Source organism: Paraburkholderia sp. J8-2 (assembly GCF_905220195.1).
GTDB lineage: Bacteria > Pseudomonadota > Gammaproteobacteria > Burkholderiales > Burkholderiaceae > Paraburkholderia.
On sequence record NZ_CAJMZA010000006.1, the window covers coordinates 268,004 to 286,415 of the forward strand.

The 18,412-nt window shown below is 59.8% G+C and carries 20 protein-coding genes; 7 read left to right on the forward strand and 13 right to left on the reverse strand.

Going from position 1 to position 18,412, the window contains the following annotated elements:
- Positions 1–249 precede the first annotated feature (249 nt).
- Positions 250–612 carry a hypothetical protein gene (locus tag U5A52_RS16700; RefSeq protein WP_321935458.1) on the reverse strand — a complete coding sequence of 121 codons (363 nt, stop codon included), beginning with the start codon at positions 610–612 and terminating at the stop codon, positions 250–252.
- 506 nt (positions 613–1,118) lie between these two features.
- Here U5A52_RS16700 and U5A52_RS16705 point away from each other — a divergent pair.
- Positions 1,119–1,787 carry a M48 family metalloprotease gene (locus U5A52_RS16705; protein WP_321935460.1) on the forward strand — a complete coding sequence of 223 codons (669 nt, stop codon included), beginning with the start codon at positions 1,119–1,121 and terminating at the stop codon, positions 1,785–1,787.
- A gap of 365 nt (positions 1,788–2,152) precedes the next feature.
- Here U5A52_RS16705 and U5A52_RS16710 read toward each other — a convergent pair whose 3' ends face one another.
- The 5 genes from U5A52_RS16710 to U5A52_RS16730 all read right to left on the reverse strand — a co-directional run bounded on the left by U5A52_RS16710 (position 2,153) and on the right by U5A52_RS16730 (position 6,676).
- Positions 2,153–2,638 (reverse strand): hypothetical protein, encoded by a 486-nt coding sequence (locus tag U5A52_RS16710; protein ID WP_321935461.1) that lies wholly within the window; start codon positions 2,636–2,638, stop codon positions 2,153–2,155.
- 83 nt (positions 2,639–2,721) lie between these two features.
- Complete coding sequence (locus U5A52_RS16715; RefSeq protein ID WP_321935462.1) at positions 2,722–3,057, reverse strand: hypothetical protein; 336 nt, start codon at positions 3,055–3,057, stop codon at positions 2,722–2,724.
- A 615-nt stretch (positions 3,058–3,672) separates the two neighbouring features.
- Positions 3,673–4,635: a hypothetical protein gene (locus U5A52_RS16720; RefSeq protein ID WP_321935464.1), complete on the reverse strand. Its 963-nt coding sequence runs from the start codon at positions 4,633–4,635 to the stop codon at positions 3,673–3,675.
- A gap of 206 nt (positions 4,636–4,841) precedes the next feature.
- A complete protein-coding gene (locus U5A52_RS16725) occupies positions 4,842–5,942 on the reverse strand; it encodes a sensor histidine kinase (protein ID WP_321935465.1) in 1,101 nt (366 codons plus the stop codon).
- 2 nt (positions 5,943–5,944) lie between these two features.
- On the reverse strand, positions 5,945–6,676 hold the full coding sequence (locus U5A52_RS16730) for a LytTR family DNA-binding domain-containing protein (RefSeq protein WP_321935466.1): 732 nt from the start codon (positions 6,674–6,676) through the stop codon (positions 5,945–5,947).
- A gap of 558 nt (positions 6,677–7,234) precedes the next feature.
- Between U5A52_RS16730 and U5A52_RS16735 the strand changes: the two genes are divergently transcribed.
- Positions 7,235–7,699, forward strand: coding sequence for a hypothetical protein (locus tag U5A52_RS16735; RefSeq protein ID WP_321935467.1), 465 nt, complete (start codon positions 7,235–7,237; stop codon positions 7,697–7,699).
- Positions 7,696–8,037, forward strand: a complete 342-nt coding sequence (locus U5A52_RS16740) for a hypothetical protein (RefSeq protein ID WP_321935468.1) — start codon at positions 7,696–7,698, stop codon at positions 8,035–8,037. The genes U5A52_RS16735 and U5A52_RS16740 overlap by 4 nt, the downstream gene beginning before the upstream one ends.
- A 21-nt stretch (positions 8,038–8,058) precedes the next feature.
- Here U5A52_RS16740 and U5A52_RS16745 read toward each other — a convergent pair whose 3' ends face one another.
- Genes U5A52_RS16745 through U5A52_RS16755 form a run of 3 tightly spaced genes read right to left on the reverse strand, consistent with a single transcriptional unit; the run spans position 8,059 to position 9,238 of the window.
- The gene (locus U5A52_RS16745; protein WP_321935469.1) at positions 8,059–8,508 is read right to left on the reverse strand and encodes a hypothetical protein; all 450 of its coding nucleotides are present in this window, start codon (positions 8,506–8,508) and stop codon (positions 8,059–8,061) included.
- Between the two features lie 44 nt (positions 8,509–8,552).
- Positions 8,553–8,984 (reverse strand): hypothetical protein, encoded by a 432-nt coding sequence (locus U5A52_RS16750; protein ID WP_321935470.1) that lies wholly within the window; start codon positions 8,982–8,984, stop codon positions 8,553–8,555.
- Positions 8,985–8,992: 8 nt separating this feature from the next.
- On the reverse strand, positions 8,993–9,238 hold the full coding sequence (locus U5A52_RS16755; RefSeq protein ID WP_321935471.1) for a hypothetical protein: 246 nt from the start codon (positions 9,236–9,238) through the stop codon (positions 8,993–8,995).
- Between the two features lie 460 nt (positions 9,239–9,698).
- Here U5A52_RS16755 and U5A52_RS16760 point away from each other — a divergent pair, with 460 nt between their 5' ends.
- The 4 genes from U5A52_RS16760 to U5A52_RS16775 all read left to right on the forward strand — a co-directional run bounded on the left by U5A52_RS16760 (position 9,699) and on the right by U5A52_RS16775 (position 13,460).
- The gene (locus U5A52_RS16760) at positions 9,699–10,094 is read left to right on the forward strand and encodes a hypothetical protein (protein ID WP_321935472.1); all 396 of its coding nucleotides are present in this window, start codon (positions 9,699–9,701) and stop codon (positions 10,092–10,094) included.
- Positions 10,095–10,260: 166 nt separating this feature from the next.
- Positions 10,261–10,566, forward strand: coding sequence for a hypothetical protein (locus U5A52_RS16765; RefSeq protein WP_321935473.1), 306 nt, complete (start codon positions 10,261–10,263; stop codon positions 10,564–10,566).
- Positions 10,567–10,683: 117 nt separating this feature from the next.
- Complete coding sequence (locus tag U5A52_RS16770) at positions 10,684–11,232, forward strand: hypothetical protein (protein ID WP_321935475.1); 549 nt, start codon at positions 10,684–10,686, stop codon at positions 11,230–11,232.
- Between the two features lie 281 nt (positions 11,233–11,513).
- Positions 11,514–13,460: a phosphoadenosine phosphosulfate sulfotransferase gene (locus tag U5A52_RS16775; RefSeq protein ID WP_321935476.1), complete on the forward strand. Its 1,947-nt coding sequence runs from the start codon at positions 11,514–11,516 to the stop codon at positions 13,458–13,460.
- Between the two features lie 220 nt (positions 13,461–13,680).
- Here the strand turns inward: U5A52_RS16775 and U5A52_RS16780 are convergent, their stop codons facing one another.
- The 4 genes from U5A52_RS16780 to U5A52_RS16795 form a co-directional block, all read right to left on the reverse strand.
- Positions 13,681–14,358 (reverse strand): hypothetical protein, encoded by a 678-nt coding sequence (locus U5A52_RS16780; RefSeq protein WP_321935477.1) that lies wholly within the window; start codon positions 14,356–14,358, stop codon positions 13,681–13,683.
- Positions 14,359–14,795: 437 nt separating this feature from the next.
- The gene (locus tag U5A52_RS16785; protein ID WP_321935478.1) at positions 14,796–15,566 is read right to left on the reverse strand and encodes a hypothetical protein; all 771 of its coding nucleotides are present in this window, start codon (positions 15,564–15,566) and stop codon (positions 14,796–14,798) included.
- Between the two features lie 172 nt (positions 15,567–15,738).
- On the reverse strand, positions 15,739–16,719 hold the full coding sequence (locus U5A52_RS16790) for a hypothetical protein (RefSeq protein ID WP_321935479.1): 981 nt from the start codon (positions 16,717–16,719) through the stop codon (positions 15,739–15,741).
- A 252-nt stretch (positions 16,720–16,971) separates the two neighbouring features.
- A complete protein-coding gene (locus U5A52_RS16795) occupies positions 16,972–17,310 on the reverse strand; it encodes a hypothetical protein (protein ID WP_321935480.1) in 339 nt (112 codons plus the stop codon).
- Between the last annotated feature and the right edge of the window lie 1,102 nt (positions 17,311–18,412).

Consider the following 18,412-nt stretch of genomic DNA (forward strand, 5'->3'; position numbering starts at 1 on the left):
CCTCAGCGCAAGCGCAAATGAACTCAAAACGGCAGACGCAATTCGGGCGTCTGATCCAGGTATGAATTCGCGACTTTGGCGAAGAGGTGTGCAGGTGGCGGGTATTTCAACCAACCAGCACGAAGCAATCCTATCTGTTTGCGGTCGCCGAGTAAATAGGGTTCTGAACTTTTCACTTGGTTTGCTCCGCAACGTTCAGCACGTTGAAAACAGACAGCACTCCTGATGCCCCGATAGACCTGCGATGTTTCACCAGCACGTGTCACCTAATACACTGCACGCAAATACAAGGATCGTGTACATGTGGAGGTAAGCAAAGGCAAACGCGGCCGCGAATGTGAACGCGACGCCAGTTTTCTTGACCACGACGACCGAACACAGAACGAGCAAGGAGGGAGCGACGAGCACCAGCCAGATTGCCGCATTGTTCCAATGGCGCAACATCAGAGGTGGGAGCCAATATAGCCATATCCCGGCGATTGTGCAGGCGTAGCCAAAGAGCAGACCCAGTAATGCAGTGATCATCGAGCCTTTCGCTCGACGGATCACGCTGAGGAGAAAGATCGACCCGAGCAGGACGAGCGGAGGCGCGAGAACGAGGAGCAAGGGCATCTGTTATTCGCTCTGGAAGTTGGTTAGCGAGATCAAGCGATTGTTTGTTTCTGGCTGCACCGGCGAGATACTGAAGCTTTGCCCTTCGGCTTGATCGAGCAGGCACCTCGCTCGACAGTCACCGACAACGCTCTCTGAGCCGCAGCAGCCGTTGGAAGGGCGGGTGAGTCGTCATGGGGGGAAGTATCGCGAGCGCGAGCTGCGCCGTCCTTTACTTTCGGACGAGTGAGGTTTGGTAGGGACGAACGCGAATAGAGTGCGACGAATGCTGGACGGTTGAACATCGATGTTTCGCGCGATCGTCTCCGGGATCGGCACGCGCTGCAGTCTTGCGGGTTGAGGCGTCACCGCAATTGAAGATCGCGTCCCAAACACCTCATTCGCGGCGCGTTTCGTCCGGTGCTACGAGCGGTCGTCCTGCAATTGGTGCGATTCGTCGTGTCGACGTTGTTGTGGCGCGTACGGGCCATTACAGTCCGCATGTGGTCATTGCTGAAATCCCCCCCATGAACCGGACGTTCCGCTCCTGTATGGCTTCTATAGCCTGCTCTGTTGTATTGACATCGCCGGCTGCGCTGGCTCATACGGTCGGTGTCGCGGCGCTTTCGGACCGCTTCTCGCAGGACTATGCGAGGGACATGGACTCCGCGATCGAGGGTATCGCCGTCCCGGAGGGGTCACCGCAATATTCCCGTGCTTTGGGTATCGTTGGGAAGCTCAGCGCGGCGCTCGGTCAACCGAGGTGGCGCGTGATTGTCTTCCAGAAGGCGAAGATGCCACGGGGTTTGGACGTGCCGGCCTTCGCCCTGCCCGATCGCCAGATCGCGGTGTCCGACTGGGATGTATCAGTGTGGAGTGACGATACACTCGCGTTCGTGCTCGCGCACGAGATGGGCCACGTTGAACTCGGTCACCAGAGTCAGGTCTGGCAAACGATCATGGAGCGGACGGGCCTGCATCCGGGTACATGGGCCGAGCTATCGAAGTACGCGGGCGCCGCGAAGTCGCTGTTACGCGCGCAGGAATATGAGGCCGATCGATTTGGCTTTGCGCTTGCGCAACAGGGCGGATTTGATGCGGCGCAGGGCGCACGTGCGCTGTTCCGTAATCTCGGGCGCGACGATATGCACCCAAGTCCCCTGTCCAGGGAGGCAGCACTTGGCATCTGGCCGTAGGCGCACCGCCCGAGGCCGCCGTGAAAGTAACGCTTTAGCTCTGCGGGTATCGAGCTCCTCGCCTAGTTCCGGCTGCTTGCCCCGCTGGTGTTAGGCGGGGAGACGCGAGGAGGGCGATGAACGCGTTTGCAGCAACGCGGGACTGCGGCGGCGAGCGTCACGTCGCGTTCGGCCAGGTCAGGAACATACCCGTTGTCGGGCACTTGCTCCCCTTCGCAGATTTTTACCAAGTGGAGCCAGGTGCGCTGCGGGCGGTCCACGCTACGTAACGCGCCAGGAGCCGGGGCCGGGACTCTACACCGGCCCCCGGTCTTGGGACGATGGGCGGGACCTGCCCCCGGAAGGGGGGGCGGGCATCGCCGTCGTCACTGGCCAATCGCGGTTTCGAACCAGTGCGCCAGAGTAGGCCAATAGTGGACCAGAAGTGCGGTTCCCACGACAGCACTTCGAAAGTAGAAACGCCGATGTTTGCCCAGGATCGGCGATCGGTTCTGTCTCTGCGCAGGCCGGGTCAGGACGGGGGCTGGCTGGGGTTGTGCCACCGCTTCGGTTACGCCCTGGCAGATTACGACCTCCTGTAGCACTTCGAGCCCTTCGTTGGCGCGATGCTTGAAGCTATCGAACTGATCCGACGGCATTACGATGCCCTGCTGGGTCAGCTTGCTTCGCACTGTAGCAATGTAGCGCAGGCGGTCGCGCAGGGCGTCGGGGAACATCGCCTCGACGCTCGCCAACTTTTCATGCAGGCACTCGCCAGTCGCGCCCAGGCCAACCAGAAGGGCTTCATACTTTCGGGCAATCTCGGCAGCAACGGCCGCCTGACTGACGCCAGCGCTGTAGGTGGTTTCCAAATCCGTCCTCCGTCATGTCAGTAATGGGGCGACGGCCCCGTCCAATCGCGGATCGCCCGTGGATGCAGTGGGCAGGCCGCCTCTCAATTTCCCCATCTGTGACCGCTCGTGTCGACGCCGCCAATCCCATCGATCATCGGGCATCCGGTCGACGGGTTGATCTGCTGCGGCTCGTACGGGCTTTGCACTGGCCAGTCCATCTTGCGTCCCTGGTCGTCGTGTGGATGAGCGTACCCACCCGATCCGGCTTCTTCAAAGGTTCTCACGTAGCCTACTAGGCCGGCGGCCATCCCGGCGAACAACCCCATCCCCGGCCGCACCCAATCGGCAAGCGCGTGCGCCAGGTAGGCGACGCTGATCCAATAGGACGCAACCGACACAAAGCGTGCGCAGAAGTCCTGCTTAAGCGCATCGATCATTTTTGTTCTCTCCTTCTCGTCTTGGGAATTTTGCGGGACTGTTCCGGCAGAACCGGCGCCGGTGGTGGACCGTAGCCAGGTTGCTTGCGAGGAATCAGTATCAGACAAACGGATCGAAACGTCCGCATGAAGCCGACGAACGCCGGATAGGAGGGATGAATGCGGGATTGGAGCGACGAACGCTGGCGCATGCGCGCCAGTACGCCAAATGCGGAGGGTCGTCGGCGGTAAAGTAACCCACGAGATGACCGCAGAGGTGCCCATTTTTGAAGAGATTCCCGACGGCCGCCTGGGACTATCGCCCACCCCACCACGCAGGGTCGCGCCTCGGTGGAACATAACCCCGTTGTTTGAATCCCGTTCCACCCCGAGTTCAGACAGGGAGGTCCCTACTCGAGGAGGTGCTAGTGTAATTTCACTAGCAGCCACGATGGCGAGGGCCGAGTTCGTGGAAATCAGCGGGCGCGCGGCCGCGAGTGATGAGACGCCCGTCCGACTACGACAGTACGAGCGGACGTCTCATCGTTGAGGGGAGCGGCCTTGCAGGACGGCTGATCGCACTGGTTGAGCCCCCTCAGGGGCACAACAGCGTCCTTTGCCCCGATGCACAGGGCACTAGCGTACTTTCCTCATGAGTAGGTTCACGCGATAGCCTGTACCCTGGACAAAGCCCCGGTCGTCAGCCAGTTGGACTGGTTGCTGATCGGTTTGGTCAACTTCGTAGCCCGCACCCTGCAACTGCCTGATTGACACCTGATCCCACTCTGGGAGGCCACTGCAACTGTAAGTGACAGAATCAATGTTTGCTCCGGCACGCATGATGTGGGATCCGGATGTGCAACTGATGGTGTGGTTGACGGGCTCGTGGATGAACCTCGCTTCGGCTTGCCGTTGCTGAGCATCCATCCGCTGCTCGAAAATACGCGCCTTTTCCTGCTGATCTCGCTCCTCCTCTTGACGGCGTGCGACGTTCGCCTGACGCGCGGCCTCGTCAATCGCCTTGGACCGATCAGCGCTGGCTTTCGTCATCTCCTTCGTGAGAAAGTGGATCTCATGCATTGATGGATCCCGTCGGAGAAACGCGACCAGATCAACCGGGATATTTCGCCGCTCCGTCGGAATCACGGTCGCATCAGGCTTCAGCATGGGGGTGATGTCTACCGAGCGAATCGGCAGCACGTAGTCGGCACTAATCGGGTTCCCCGCATACTTGTACTCAAAATTCAACTGATCGACCTGAATCTCCTGCCCATCGGTTGTGGTGGCGACCACTTTCTTGCACTCCGAATCGAGACATCGAACCGATGAGAAGGCATCTCCCTCGAAGTACCGTCGCTCTGGCTTACCGAAGAGGGGGTGATCGCTTGGGATAATTGAGAAGCCCCGCGTGACCGCAGAAAGCACCATGATATCTAGGTACGCCCGGCTGACAACGTAGTCATCGTCATATTGGTTCTCTGGGGTCAGTGCGCCGACGTGAAAGACGAAAGCTCCGTCAGTGATCACGTTCTGACTCAGAATCAGGGCAGACGCCGGCGTCGTCACCAACGAGAGGAGAACGGGCGCCAGTACGGTCACGAGACGCCTTTTCTGAGAATTCCCGAATTTTTTCATATTGTGTGGTGTGGCTATTGATCAATATTGTTCAAGTCCAGCGATTCATTCGTGACCCGATGCACGGCACGTGTGGGCCATACCGACCTCCAGCGCGATCCATCCAGGCGGCAAAGGGCCCGGTACCCAACTGCCGTATCGCGCCCATCATCACGAGGCAGTCACTGCCATCAGGGAGTGACCGCGGCGGCGATCTGGTCTCCTTGCGCTTGCTGTTCAGCGGGTAATTCCAGTCGGGCGAGGACTCCGCCCGAGGGTCGGTTAGTGATGTACAGCTTCGCTGATTCGCCGAAATGAAGGCGGATCTGTTCCCGCACGTTGGGTAAGCCGAGCCCCGTTCCACGGGTGTCTGGGTTTCGCCGGAGCCCCACGCCGTTGTCCAAGACTTCGATCGATATGTCGCCGAATAGAGGCTCTCTTTTGACGCGCACGTCGACCCACACGGCACCGCTCTTAGGCTCCACGCCGTGCTTGATCGCGTTCTCCACGAGGGTAGGAATGATAAAGGGCGCGATTTTTACGTCGCGCAGGTCTTGTGAAATCTTTACATCCGTCGACAGTCGGCCGCCCATACGCACCTTCATGATGTTCAGGTAGGCTTCGACCGCGTCACACTCTTCGCCCAGGGTCGATAAGTCGGTCTCGGAGGCCCCAGTGTGCGAACGTAGGTACGTTACGAGGTTCTGCGCCATCTCCTTCGCGACTTCTGGATCCTTCCCGATGAGATAACCGAGTTGGGCGAGGGTGTTCCAGAGAAAGTGTGGGGCGAGCTGCGCGCGCAGGGCTGACGCCCGTGATTGCGCGACTGCCTTTTCCCTTTCGGCGATTGCGTGCGCTTTAATCTCTGCTTCGAGCTTTGCCAGAATGATCTGAACGCGCCGCTCGGTCACCCGGTTGCCGCGGCGATTTATCACGAACAAGGCAAGCAGGAAGAGAACAACGACAGTAAGAGCGACGATCGGATTGAAGCCAGGCCTCGCGTACCGGAAGAAAAGTGGCACGAAAGTCGCGAAGACGAGACCCATGATGGCTGCGGAGACCACAACTTCCGCTAACCAAAGTCCAATCGAAAGAAGTGACCCGCCTGCCTGCCGTCTGGTGAGTACCAACCCAGTAATGCCCAGGGTCGCGACGAGCGAAAACGTAGTTGCACTGCCCGTTCCCTCGTTGAACGCCACAAACTGAATGTCCATCAGGATTGCTGCTGCGATGAAGATACCCGCTTGCACCGCAGAGCCGAATACTCGCCTCACCGTAGCACGAAAATTCATGATCAGTCGGCCTTGAAAAGATGCTGGTGCGATTCTGTAACCATGATTCGATCAACATGACCCCGCAGTTCAAGGCGCATTTTTCTGTCCACACGGTGGATCGCATGAACATGCCGGCGGTTGACGATCGCATCCCGGCTGACTTGCACGAACCAGCGCTCGTCAAGCTCGGATAACAGCCCCTTCAACGTTTTGGCTATCGAAGCGCGCACAGTGTCCGTGACGACCAGCGTTGCTTTGCTGTCCGACTGGAAGTAGCGTACGTCGTCGACATCAATCTGCATTACTCTCTTCTCGGAGCCAGACTTCGCACTCGATAACTCGACGTGGAGGTGCTGCGTGTACCTTTTAGTCGGCGGCGCTGCGTTCGGTCGAGTGATCTCAAGTGCACTCTGCAGGCGAGCGACCGCGTCGCGGAGCTTTCCGATCTCAACAGGCTTGAGCAGGTAGTGTGCGGCGTTGAGTTCGATTGCTTCGATGCCGTGGTCATAGCCAGTGACGAACACAACCTGTGTCGGGACGGTGAGTGAGCGTGCAACCTCCAGACCTGTCAACTCGGGCATGCGAATGTCGAGGAACGCTACATCGGGGCGCAGCTTCTGGATACTTCGCAACGCTGCCACACCGTCGCCCTCCTCGGCGACAACTTCCAGGTCGGGCCACAGCAAAGCAAGTTGCTCGCGCAACATTTCGCGCATAATGGGTTCGTCGTCGGCAATGATCGCAGTCGGCATATGAAGTCTCTCTCTTCGAGGGTGAGTTCTTTGGGGACGTTATCAGCGCTTTGCTTACGCCGGTGAGGGGTCCAGTGTTTCAATTTTCCTGCCCGCAGTCGCACATGCAAATGGACCGAGAACCGTCACCCATGAAGCCCGGACCGGACTATGGCGCATTGGAACGGTTCGCGCACGCACTATCCGACGAACGCCGATATAGACCGACGAGTCGGGCAAAATTCGACACAGGAGTTCGAGGAGTGCCGAAGGATGGCCGTTCGGCTCGACGAGCAGCAGTATCGAAAAAGGTGCGTGCCCGGACCGCGCCTTCGGGGTCCCGGGGCCCCAAACGGGTGAAGATTTCGGGCGGGCACCGCGGAAAGATCGAGCCTACGTATGGTCAACGGCCGCAGCGTCCAATTCTTTAGCGGAAGCAGGGCGCCTGTGGCGTAGCGGAGAAGAGGGAATCGTTGCACCAACGACGATCATCGCCACGGGTAGAATGGCAACCAATCAAAGGCGTGGTTCGCGCCATCACTAAAGGGGATTGTCGTGCGGGGAATGCGTAGTCCGGTGATGCAAATCGCCGTCGGGATATGTCTGTCGATGGGCGTGACGGCGGGGATCGAGGGGCGCTCATGGAGCGCGTTTTTTGGGCCAGCGAGCATTGGGCTCTTTCTCGCCGTGCTGGCGCTGTCTATCGGTGCCATGGGATCGAAGCACTCCGGGCTGAGGGTAACCGGCCTTTTCGTCTCGCTGGCCTGTCTGGTGGTGTTCGCAGGTGCGATCCTGAACGTCGGGGAGCGCCTGTACCTGGTCAACGGAAAGACGTATCCGCATTTTCTGGCGAGGAATATTGGCGCGGCGAGTCACGCTACGCTCGATCGTCTCCAACTGGCCGATTGCAAGGGCACCGGGATGGAAATCTACGGCAAGGCGGACCATGAATGGGTCATCCGTTGCGGATTCTCGTGGTTCGGCGGGCACACCTACCTGAGCAGCACAGATCCTTTCGGCGGCATGCTTGGGAGCCAGCGATGAACCTTCGACGCTTCTTCACCAACTACCTGTTGATTCCGCTCGGCATGCCTGCGATCGCCGCCGCTATGGCCACGTATCACGTGATGAGCGAAGTCGAGCCGGCTGCCTATGCGACCCTCAGCATGGCATGGCCGCATCTCCACGAGGGCGCGCGGCATGACATCGCAAAAGCCGTAGCGGCGAACCACGGCAAGATCAGCAACTGGACGTACCGCGCGCTTTTCGATAGGGCGCTCGACGATACTGGCGGTCTGGAGATGCCCGGCTCGAACGGCTCCCTGAAAGCCGAGAGGGACAAGCTTCAGAGCTTGATCGACTCTGACCGGGCGAATGGCTAACCAGGTAGCGCGACGCGCGGTTCAGCGCGCGGACCGGACGGGGGGCGCCTGCTGGTCCTCGCGGCTAAGGCTTGAACGGTAGACCACCCAAACTACCACGGCATAGGCCAGCATCGCGGGTCCGAGCCAGTAGTTTTCAGGCATGAGTCCGCGGCGCACGGTGCCGTTCTCGATCGGAAAGCCTGCAGCCCACAGGCCCCACGTGAGCACGACATCGGCCGCGAATCCCCCGGCCACGGCGAAGAGGTAGCGGCTCGCCCGTGTCCAGATTCCGTTGCCCGAGCGTGTGATCGCGAGTAGCAGGAACGCGAGCGCAGCGCCAACAAACATCATCGCGAGTGCGTTGACGCTTCCGCGTATGCTTCCGCCGCGCCATGAAGGCGCGATCACGAGGAGGCCGACGGCTTCGATTACAAAGATGGCCGCCAGGGCGGTCCAGATGCGGCGATGGAGGTTTTTTCTGGCGTGCATCGTTCAGGTGTCTGGTTTTTTGGTGGTTGACTCTCAAGCCATTTCTACTTGAGTTCCTCAGGCGGAACCACGAGGCAAAAAGTGAGAATCGTGTAGTAGCCGTGCGAGATCATGATTGCAAGCGCCGTGACGATACGAATCGCTACCCAGGCCGAAATCGTGACCTCCTGCGGCGCGGGTAGCCAGTCATACTGCATGAGCGTTGCGAGCCCGCAGAGCGCCACGCCGGCGCCGAAGAACCAAGGTCGCAACGCTATTCGTAGAACGCCTTCAGCGACGCCACGGCGGGCTGGGAGATTTTTTCGAAGCACACTCCAGGACAGGCTGCTCATCACAAGTAGATGAAGCACCGTTACGCAGCCAAGGAGGATGACTGTTGTTTCCACTGAAAGACCACTATCTCCAGCAGTGACAAGGGCCCACAGGGCCAACGCCATCGAGCTCCACAGCGAGATCTTGCGTACGTTGAGTCTCATTGTGCCTCTCAGCAGTTGCCACTGATCGGCGCATAGCGCAACGCTTCCCCTTCCGCAGCGGGGACAGGCTCGAGCCGCGACCAGCGATCTTCATTCATCTTCCCGCCGCCGACGATGTCGCGATACCGGAAGTAAAGGCACCTGTCATGAAACGACTCGGCGATGATCACGTGGCCCCCGTGCTGCCAGAGTGTGCCTCGCACAAATCGGGCGGTGGGATCGACTGAACTGGTGGCGTTGAGGATGATGTCCATCGGGTATCGGATGGGGTGGGCGTGTCGCTAGTATGGAGTAGTCCCCTGACAGTGCAAACGCCGCCGCTGGGAGGCGCGTGGCTGCCAGTGTGAGTCTGTTCGAAACGCGGGCTGTCCACGTGCGAGCGGAGCGACATTCTACCTCGCGGCGCAAGGCCCGCCGGGCGTCGACGGTCAGCCATGGGCAGCGCCGGTGCTCACAAACAGCTTTCAGTTGAGCCACTACGCACAAGAGACCAGTGCCGCGCGTGCTCACCGCTTGCGCTGAATCACCCCCTTTGATACATTGCAGGTGGCCGTTAGATCGGCATAAAGTCCTTCATCCGTCAATCCAGCGCATCGCGCACCAGATCCCGCCTTCGCGGTCGCCCCGATGAGAACGGTAATCTCACCCGGGCGCACTTCGCATCAGCGCCTTCTCCTTATTCAACGCCTCAGGGCATAACAAGGGAGAAGTTTCATGAATGGTAATTCGCTGCCTATCGCTCAGCGCAATGCATTGCTCATCCACGAGAAGGATGGCCAGGTCGTCGAAACCGCTATGCCGGAGGCCGAGGGCCGAGCTTTGTTCGAACAACTCAATGCAGACGGCCAGGGCGCATCGCTGATCGTGCTAGACGCATTTTTTGACGTCGTGACTGACCGCCAGATCCTCAAGAGCCTGCCGGCCCGGATCCACGAGGCCAAAGTGAATCTCCAACGTACGCTCGACTGGAGAAAGGTGATGGATCGCAACGGCGTGCCAGGCGACAACACGGTGCGCGCGAGCGTTATCCGCACGATCCGGGAAATCATGGATCAGGCCCAACCGAAGATCGCGGCGGGGGATCCGCACATGGCCTTCTCGCTTCATTGAAGGGAGAACTCGGGGAGGGCGCTCTGTTACAGAGCTGCCCCCCGTTGCCAATCAGTCCGGGCCGCGGCACGACTCCGAGGCGCGCGCACGCCCACGCGGGATATATGCCCTCGACACAGCGGACACGCATGGTAATCTCCGAGCCACCGTTGAAACCGGCCCGACAATGAACGAAAAATCTCTCCGCCTGCATCGCCCCACCGCAAAGTCCCTTGGCCTGGTGTTCCTGATGGCGGCCGCCGTGACTCTACTCTTGACCGCAGTGCGTGCGATATCGGCCCGTGCAACCGGCATGCCGTTTTACTGGATGCCCGGGTCAATGGCGCTGACATTCGCAGCCCTGTTCTGGGGTGGACTGTGCACCGCATGCGGCGTCGTCCTGACAAGAGGCTGGCGGGAGATGGCGGTGCTCACGGGTGGCGCCGCAATGATCCTTGCAGCTGGCACCTATATTCATAGCTTGCTCGGCTGATTCAAGCCGACCTGAAAGACCCCATCAACATACGCTTCCCATATCCTGCACAGTCTGCACTGCGCAGGGCACCGTGCCCGCTCCTATCTATTCGCCCATGAGGCAGGGAGCAACATCATGAAAAGCAATGACGCGTCGCCGAGCTTGGACTTCACGTCGCCGGAAGCGGTCGCGCGGTATGTCGAGGCGCACTTCGGCACCGACAAGGCGTTCGGTATCGGCTACGTCAACGCAGAGACCCAGGAGCGTATCTCGCTTGAGCAGGGGACGGAGATGTACCAGGCATTGCGGGAGAAGTGCCCGGACCTGATATCCGTGTTTCCCGACGGCTCCTCCGCGACTATCTGCACGAACTACGCGCTTCATATTCGCGCGCGACTCCCTCAGCAAACGCATATTGTCGGGTTCCAGAACTCCCAGAATCCGACATCGCGTTGCGCCAGGGAAGAGTTTCACCCGGAGGGGCACGATTTCGCGATCCTAGCCGGGCGTTATCTCGTCGATCCATGGGTGCGGCTCGTGTCAATGACAAGCGAGCGGATCTTTTATGACTTGAGTAACCCGGAGGATGCGGCGGAGGTCCTCGACATTTACGGCCCACAAAGTTGCTGGAAGGAGCTCTACGGTCCCCAGAGTCCGCCGATACGATCCGTCGATATCGGTTAGGCCCGGCGGGCCGCCAAACCGGACGCTTTGGTGATAAGGGCCCCGATAGTAGCGACACCCACATAAAATCGCGCACCACTTCGCGATGCCAAATTTGAGTGCTCTGTGCGCGCAGGCTATCGACTCTGTCGGCACACGACCCACAAAAACTTAGTAGTTGAGCGACCGCCCTTCGTGGGCGTTTCGCTTTATTTTGAACGCGACTACGTAGGGCACTGTCCTCCGGAGTCAGGCGACTCCCTCCTTTTTAATTCGCCACCCACTGGCACAAGGAGGAATTCATGAAATACGCAACGTTTCCACTTTTCGAGGAAAAGGTAGCTTCGATTCCGGTCGAAGACCAGATTCAATGCGCGGTTCGCACTGTCAAGCGCCTGATGATCGGGTCGTGGCAAATTTTAGTCGCGACTTCCGGGAAGGACTCCGGATTAGTTTGCGCGATCGTTCTCCACGCGGCTCATGATATCACCCATGAGATCAACAATCCGAGGAGTTTGCGGTACCGCAGAGCGCGGGGCCAGGGTCTTTGTGGGGCGCTTGTGGCGCGGCGAAACCTGAAGCGCTCGCTTGTTCTGCGCGCGGCCCTCGGCAAGCAGCAACGCCCCGAGGTGATCTTTACCTCGTCGGACACGCGAATCGAGAACAGCGAAATCTCGGCACACGTTCGCAAGGAGTTTGAGCGCATCGAAGCATTCGCCAAGAAGAGCGGCTTTACAGCGACAACGCATCTTGTCGAACCATCATTGCTGAGCACGTGGCAGGTGAGCATTTTATCGGGGCGCGCGATTCCGAGTTACGCCGGAATGAAAGGAGATTGTTCGGTATCCTTAAAGATAACTCCACAACGTTCATTCCGACGCCGTCTTTTTGATGAATTGAAGGCGCACGGACGCGGCAAGGCAGCGACCATGTTAGGGACGAGATTTGGGGAGAGTAAGCGACGCGGTATCTTGATGAAGTCCCGCGGTGATCGCGCTGATCGCCCGGTCTTGAACAAGGATGGCGAATATGTGCTTTCGCCGATTGCGTTCATGACCACGGACGACGTATGGGAAAGTCTTGCACTCTATGCTTCCGGTATGTGGCCTTCGTATTCGGATTTCTCCGACACGATGCGCATCTATGCCGATGCCGGGGGAACGTCATGCGCCGTCGTGGCTGATGCGATTTTCGAGGGGAGTCAGTCGAAGTCCGGAGGGTGTGGTCAGAGATTCGGATGTGTTCTATGTCAGCAGTCCGAAGATAAATCGTTGGCGAATATGGTTGCGTACGACAAGCAGTATGAATACGCTTCCGGTTTGCTAAAGCTCAATCAATTCATCCGGAACATTCGCTACGACTGGAAGCGTCGGAACTGGGTGGGGCGCACGATTCGTGCGGGGTATGTGGCCATAGGTCCTGATACTTTCCATCCGGCTACGCTGCGCGAGCTCTCTCGCTACATGCTGCAACTGGACTACGACGAACGTCGGCGCGCAACCAGAGCCGGCGAACAGCCTAAGTTCCAGCTGTTGCCGCTTGACATCCTTGTCGCGCTCGATGCCACGATGTCCTTGTACGGTGTCGCGAGACCCTTCTCGCTCTGGGCCGATATCCGCGATATCGAGCAACGCGGGATACGATACGACGTACCCGAGATCCCGCCCGCGCCCGTTCAGCCGGTGCCGGAGACCCGCTTTCTCTTTGTTGGAACGGAGTGGGACGACAGCGCGGTGAGCGACGCCTTCACGGGTCTTCGCGATCCGTACTGGGAAGCGCTCACGGAGATCGGGTGTCAGCCTGAACTAGTCGAAGTGGCGCCTGGCAAGATGGCGTGGAAGCTGAATACGGAGCAGTCGTTCAGCGTCGACATGGAAAGTGCATGTCTGATGATCGACTTCGAGATGGAGCGCATGCTCCAGTATCACGATGGCTATCTTGCGCCAGGGGCTGTTACATGGGCATATCAGTGGTATCTGCAGTACGGGGTAATCACGGTAGCGCATGGGCACCAGCGCAAGCACGACGAAGTCTGCCGGCGTACCTCGTTCAAGGATCGGCTCGGGCTTACGCTCGATTACGATCATGAATCAGTCATCGGGAAATCGGTCCGGTACAAGGACCTACCGGAGGACGCTCGGCGTGAATGGGCAAACAAGGCGAGGACGGATGCGAGTCAGGCTGACTTCTGGGACGATGCACCTCAGATTGATGTCGATCTCGACCTGTTCTCCAGACTCGCCGCGTAATGAGCGATGCATAGTCGGGTCCCGTCGACACCCCGCAAGCGGGTGCACGACGGGCCTCGATTTGATTCAGGAAAATCGCCCGCCCATCCCAAGTCGGGGATGCGGCGGGCGTTTCTTTTTGCAGTCAGTTGCCTACGATGTCCCGTTGATCCCATGCGAGGATCTGAATCCTTGCGCCGAAGCGCGGGGCGCGATAAGCACGTCGCTCTTGCAAGGGCGGTCATTGGCTTACTCGTCGGTCGCATATACTGCGCATCCTGTGGAGCTTCTCGTAATCGAACTCGTGAAATGACTCAGAGACCCCGGTTGCCACAAGTATGTGGCTAACGTATGGCACGTATTTGTGCACGTTCTCGGGGGTAATGCCGCTCGCGATCGCCAGCGGAGCGTCGCCCAGTGCCTCGCGCATTCGCGCCACCTTTTCGACTTCTGCAGCCGCACCGGTCGCTACCCCGCTGGTAGTCGCGACGAATCCGAATTTGTCAGCCATGCGCGCGGCGGTCTCGGGGTTCGGCTCGGGTCGCTGATGCTTGAACGCAACGCCCGAAAAGAAACGGTGCGATGGTGCCTCTAACAGCGCCGCGTGAATCATCGCGGCACACGTCCACGGGGCATTGGAACTGTGCGTGAGCTGCAGGTCGGTCCAGGTCATGTCAAGGCCGTTGGCGACGTTGGCATGGAGAGCCTTGGCCGGATCCTCACCAAGGTAGTTGATGCCGACAAGTTTTTCCGGCCACCGCGACTTCATGCGAAGCGCCACCGGAGTCAGCAGATCATTCAGTCCTTCCATATGAATCAGGAAGACTCCGTCGCACCCCGCGTCAAACGCGCGTGCTGCGTTGCGCATTGCCTGCGCCTCGCTATCGAAGTGGATGACCGGGATAATGGTTTTGTTCATTGACGTTCTCGATGTTTAGGGCGGTTTACTTTCAGTTTTGAGCTGCGCCGCCAGTGTCTCGCGCGCGGTTCGAAACGCAAGTCCAGTACGGGGCGCGCGCGGACAGGCATTTGTCTTCGCACGAACAGCGTCGACTGGCCACCAGGGGAGCCGCGCAACTCTTGATCCGGCCTGGTCTTCGGCTGACCAGCTGATCCAGGCGCGACGCCAACCAAAAGCGCGTAGCTGGGTCGGCAGCCTATGGAGACTCGGAGCAGTCGCTCCAGAAGCGGAACTCGAAAAGACTGCGGGAAAAGAGGGGAGTCGGATACTCGGACATGCAGCGGCATGTCGGAATGTTGGCTGTGATCGGCCGCCAGGGCTTCGGTCCTGCTTCTATCAGGAAAATCCGCCCTCGTCGCGACGAGAGCGGATCGGTTACTTGGCTGCGGCGCGAGTCAGGCATCGCATAGGGTTTCGGAGGCCAGTACACGAGAGTGATCCCGGCCGGGCAACAAACGCGTCGTCGACACATTGATGGTGCTCGCGCGTGGAAGCCAACCGGTGCCGAACACAATCCAGACGTGCTCGAGCGAAATTTCCCGGGCGCATAGCAGCGCCAGCAGCAGTTCGTTTACTACGTCCCACTCGACGTCGTGCGCAAAACCCATCTCCGCACCAAAACGCATTCGCAGCACCGGCTGCCGGCCCGCATCCAGCATGCCGAATTGGCAGTAGCGCGGGCGGCGCCCCGGAATGCATTGAAGCACCACCGTCTCGTCCAGCCAGTCGTACGCATTGCCCATGTGGACGCTCTCGCGGCTGAAGTAGCCCTTGAGGATCGCAGTGATTTGCGCGTGGTACGCCTCGAAGGAAATCGAGAACCCAATCTTCCGTTCGAATCGATCACGTGCCTGACTCAAGCGCGCGACATAGCACTCGTGGTTCGCATCTCGCAGGTTCCTGGCACTGCGCTGCTCCGCGGCCAGGTCGACGAGCTCCGGGTCCTCCGATAGCACGACGTCGGGCACGTAGCGACCGGCGTCCAGCGCGTCGACCGCAGCTTGTCGGCGGCTTTGCTCGTGTCCGTCAAACGTGTGGCGCGGGTAATGATCTCCGGTCAGGAATTGCCGAAGCTCCCCCGCGCACCAGTGGTGGAGCGCGACGGGGTAGCGTCGGCCAGCTATCAGGGGATGGCACCCGATCTGAAGGTTGCGTTGCTCATTCATGGTTTTCTCCGTGTAAGTGCGCGTGGAGCGCAAAAGGAAGCGGAGAGTTTCGACTCCGCCGTGCAGGTGCACGGCGGAATGGCGGTGGCGAGGGAAAAAAGGGGGTGTTGCGGTCCGAGCCTCCCCGAGGAGGTCGGACCGGCAACAGTTGCGTTACGGGACGGGCGTAATATCAGACTGCTTGAAGGTCAAGCTCGTCCTCAGTTTCGACAAAGTCCGACTCATTACACCCACGGGGTTCCGACTCGGCAGCGGCAAGCAAATCGGCCTGGGCGGCGGTCGTTCCCTTCCGATCGTAAACCTCAAGTCCGCGTTCGATGATGTACCGTTTGGCCCCGACTTGCACGATAAGGCCCCGCATGTCTCCTCGTTGAAGTTCTCCGTAGTTCCAGAGCTCGAGGAGGTCACAGTAGCTGTAGTGTGGTCCGGCCCAATCCTCTGGCGCACCAAGTCGCCAGGCATCGCCGATCCTGAGAGCCCCCCGGTAAAGCGCGCCGCCGCGTGCGTACAGCCGGCCGTCGACGACAAATGGGCGCATACAGGTGGTTGTTTTCCCGGCCGGGTCCGAACTGAGGCGCGACGCTTCCGGGCCCCAGGAGGCCCAGGGGATTTCGAGACTTTCCATGTCATCCCGATGGCTCGGAAAAAGCTCCGGTGCCACCGTCGTATGGAACCTCAAGCTTTCCGTACCGTGCGCTAACCACGAATAGGAAACGATGGAACCAACACCGTCGAGATGCATCGCATAGCACGTCTGAGAGAAGAGCTTGTGCATCTTGATCTGCAAGCCATCACAGTCTGTGGATTCACTTCCATGCCGCTCACAGAATTGCCTGAACGAATCGATGGCCGTCGGTTCTGCTTTGAAGCTGAGGCTTCGTACCCCGCTCAGAAGAACGCCGATTGGCGCATCCTCGTCGGCAGCGTCAATCTCAGCCAACACTGCGAGCGCTCGCGTTACGGCGGCCGAGTATAGGCCGAGTGCTTCGTCCGGAACCGTATTGAGGTTGCGTCCAGCAACGTGCATCTGGGCCCTGTAGGCATCCAGGTCGAAATTGGCGTGATTCCATGTACCGGGCGGCGCCGTGAAGACCGTGGTTGCCGTGGGCGTGCGATCTTCGCTCGCGAAGTCGAAGCCAATCTGATCGTTCATGCGAACCTCCCGGTCGTAAGACGGGAGGCGAGCGATTGCGCACGTCGGTATTGTTGCGGATTCATTGATCTCTCCTTTTTCCCCGTGTTGGGATTTGTCAAGGCGGAGAGGTGGACTTCCGGGCAGCGCGTGAACGCTGGCCGGAAGCCAGAGGATTCCGGGAACATGGCCGTCTTTTTCGACGGGACTTGCGCCGCCCGCCCGGACACAGATGTGTCGAGGCAGGCGACGGAGCTGGTGGACGGGCTCAGGTTACTCCTGAACCACCATGTCCGAGCGGCGGATTGCTTCGTGGAACCACGGGCGGTACGGCTCGCCGACTTCTGCCATCGAATCGAAGCAGCAGGACCATTCGCCGTCTATGGGCCCATAGTGGTAGATCAGATCGGCGATGAGTAAATGCGCCGTATCCGTGTTTGCACGGGTGCCTAGCACGTACATGGTCCCGTCTTTGATTTCGTGATCGAGGATCGCAGTCAGCTTCGCGTCGGTCGCGATTTCGTGGAGACGGAGAACGTCAGTGACGCCGTCGCCAAGATTCAGGCACCGGTTGCGAGTGCTGTGGATTACGAGGGGGGCTTGCAGATTCATGATTCTCTCCTGTGCGTGAAAACGCGGGGCAAAAAGGAGAGAGCCGGGGCTCTGGGAAAGCGTTGCGCCTTTCCAGATGCGCGAGTGAAAACTTGAAGATTATGCCGCCGAGCGACCGAGAGGCAGTCTATCACGATCGGGGGGAGGCGATACGCACATTTGCCAACGGAATGCGTTCACCCCGCGTGCGAGTATGAAAAGCAGGGGGCCGCGCCATAGAGACGCGGCGCCCCCAGAACGTCAATCAGCGGTGTTGTCCACTGTGACCCATGTGTGGTACTGCGCGGACCAGAAGCGTTGCGGTGCGGGGGCCACCGCATGCGATGGCGTCGAAGAATAGGCAGTTCGGATCGCCGGCGTTGCCTCCGGGGACGCAGCCCGCTGAGCGGACTCGCGTTGGCTCAATTGCCGCGCGTATTCCTGCGCGTCCGCCTCGAACTGCTGAGGGGTGACGACAGGGGCATCGTCGTCCGCATTGCTATCGTCGGGTATCTGATCGCTGCCTGCGATCGTTGTCGCTGAAGGGTGCTGGGCTTCACTCCTGGCAGCGGGCTGTGCCGAGGTTGCCGCGCAAAACTCTGCGACCAGCTGCGCTCGCGTCGGTGCTCGCGCACGCGGTGCCGCCTGCATCGAAGCCTCCGCAGCCTTCGCAGGCGGGCGTGCAACAGCGGTTGCGGGGGCAACCGGCCCATCTGGCAATGGGAGCGCTGAGATCGGAATCTGCTGGACCGTTTCGACATCTCCGGCGTCACTATAACTTTCCTTCAGGTCGACCATCGTGCGGGGAGGAGCCACGTTCGGCGCAGGTCCGGCCGCGGATGCTCCGGGGCCGCCGCCACCAGACCGGGCTTGAGCACCGTCGGCGTGGGCGGCCTGATAGCCCGCTGCATAGGCTTGCCTGAGGGCCGCGAGCTCCGCGGGAGTCATCGTGCGAGAACTATCGTCAGCGAGGACGAAGGCGGGGAATGTGCCACATGCCGCCATCAGTAATGCGGCAGTGAGGGGGCGCAATCGTAGGTTCATGGTATTGCGCGGACACCCGGCTGTTCGGTCGGGTTGGGATAGCACGCCAGCAAATTGCTGGCCGGGCCCGCGTCTCCTT